Genomic DNA, 1374 nt, shown 5'->3' with positions numbered 1-1374 from the left:
GTCGGCGGCCTTGCGCACGCTCTCGTCGGCGGCGACGAGCACGTCGATGCGGTGAATGCGCCGCCGCAGCTCGGCGAGCTCGTCGATGCTCGCGCACGGCTGCTCGACGTACTCGAGGTCGAACTGCTCGAGCGCGCGCACGGCGTGCTCGGCCTCGTCGAGGTTCCAGGCGCCGTTCGCGTCGAGCCGGATCCGCCCCTCGGCCCCGATGAGCCGCCGCGTCTCGCGCACCCGCTCGACGTCGTCGGCGAGGGTCTGGCCGCGCTCGGCGACCTTGATCTTCACGGTGCGGCAGCCGTCGTAGCGGGCGAGCACCGCCTCGATGCGGTCGGGCGCGACCGCCGGCAGGGTCGCATTGACAGGGATGCTCTCCCGCAGCACCGCCGCCGGCGAGTCGCGCCAGCCGTAGTCGAGGGCTGCGGCGAGCCACGTCGCGGCCTCGGCGTCTCCGTACTCGGGGAAGGGGCTGAACTCGCTCCACCCGGCCGGGCCGCGCAGCAGCACGGCCTCGCGGTGCTCGACGCCGCGGAACCGCGTCGTCAGCGGCACCGACACCACGGCGGAGCCGCTCAGCACCTCGTCGAGCGGGGGCAGGGCATCCGTCACCGGCGTCGTCATGCGGCACAGTCTGTCACCGCGCCGCTCCCTCAGGCCGAGCCGCGCCCCCGCGCGTAGGCTGGCGGCATGGCCGAGCCCGCAGCCCCGCACGTCTCCGAGCTGTTCGACTCCGAGCGCTGGCGGCCCGTCGAGGGCTTCGACGCCCTCACCGACATCACGTACCACCTCGACACGACAGGCCGCATCGCGCGCATCGCGTTCGACCGGCCCGAGGTGCGCAACGCGTTCCGCCCGCACACGGTCGACGAGCTGTACCGCGCGCTCGACGACGCCCGGCAGAACCCGCGCGTCGGCGTCGTGCTGCTGACCGGCAACGGGCCGAGCCCGAAGGATGCGGGGTGGGCGTTCTGCTCGGGCGGCGACCAGCGCATCCGCGGCCGCTCCGGGTACCAGTACGCCGAGGGAGACTCGGCCGACTCCGTCGATCCGGCGAGGGCGAGCCGCCTCCACATCCTCGAGGTGCAACGCCTCATCCGCTTCATGCCGAAGGTCGTCATCGCCGTCGTGCCGGGGTGGGCCGCGGGCGGCGGGCACTCGCTGCACGTCGTGTGCGACCTCACGATCGCGAGCCGCGAGCACGCGCGCTTCAAGCAGACCGACGCCGACGTGGGCTCGTTCGACGCCGGCTACGGCAGCGCCTACCTCGCCAAGCAGGTCGGGCAGAAGATCGCGCGCGAGATCTTCTTCCTCGCCCGCGAGTACGACGCCGAGCGCGCCTTCGAGATGGGAACCGTGAACGCGGTCGTGCCGCACGCC

At 73.4% G+C, this 1374-nt stretch carries 2 protein-coding genes; one reads left to right on the top strand and one right to left on the bottom strand.

All coding sequences use genetic code 11. From position 1 onward, the window contains the following. A partial coding sequence (locus tag Q7T15_RS05065; protein ID WP_304693920.1) for an enolase C-terminal domain-like protein occupies nt 1-618 on the bottom strand: 618 nt, incomplete at its 3' end. A 66-nt stretch (nt 619-684) separates the two neighbouring features. Here Q7T15_RS05065 and Q7T15_RS05060 point away from each other — a divergent pair. Then, nucleotides 685-1374, top strand: a 690-nt coding sequence (locus Q7T15_RS05060; protein ID WP_304693918.1) for a 1,4-dihydroxy-2-naphthoyl-CoA synthase, incomplete at its 3' end; no start/stop codon positions are given.

Origin of the sequence: Microcella sp., from assembly GCF_030645145.1 — a bacterium.
Taxonomy (GTDB): Bacteria; Actinomycetota; Actinomycetes; order Actinomycetales; family Microbacteriaceae; genus Microcella.
The sequence above is the reverse complement of the archived record's forward strand: the minus strand, read 5'-3'. Positions and strand labels throughout refer to the sequence as shown.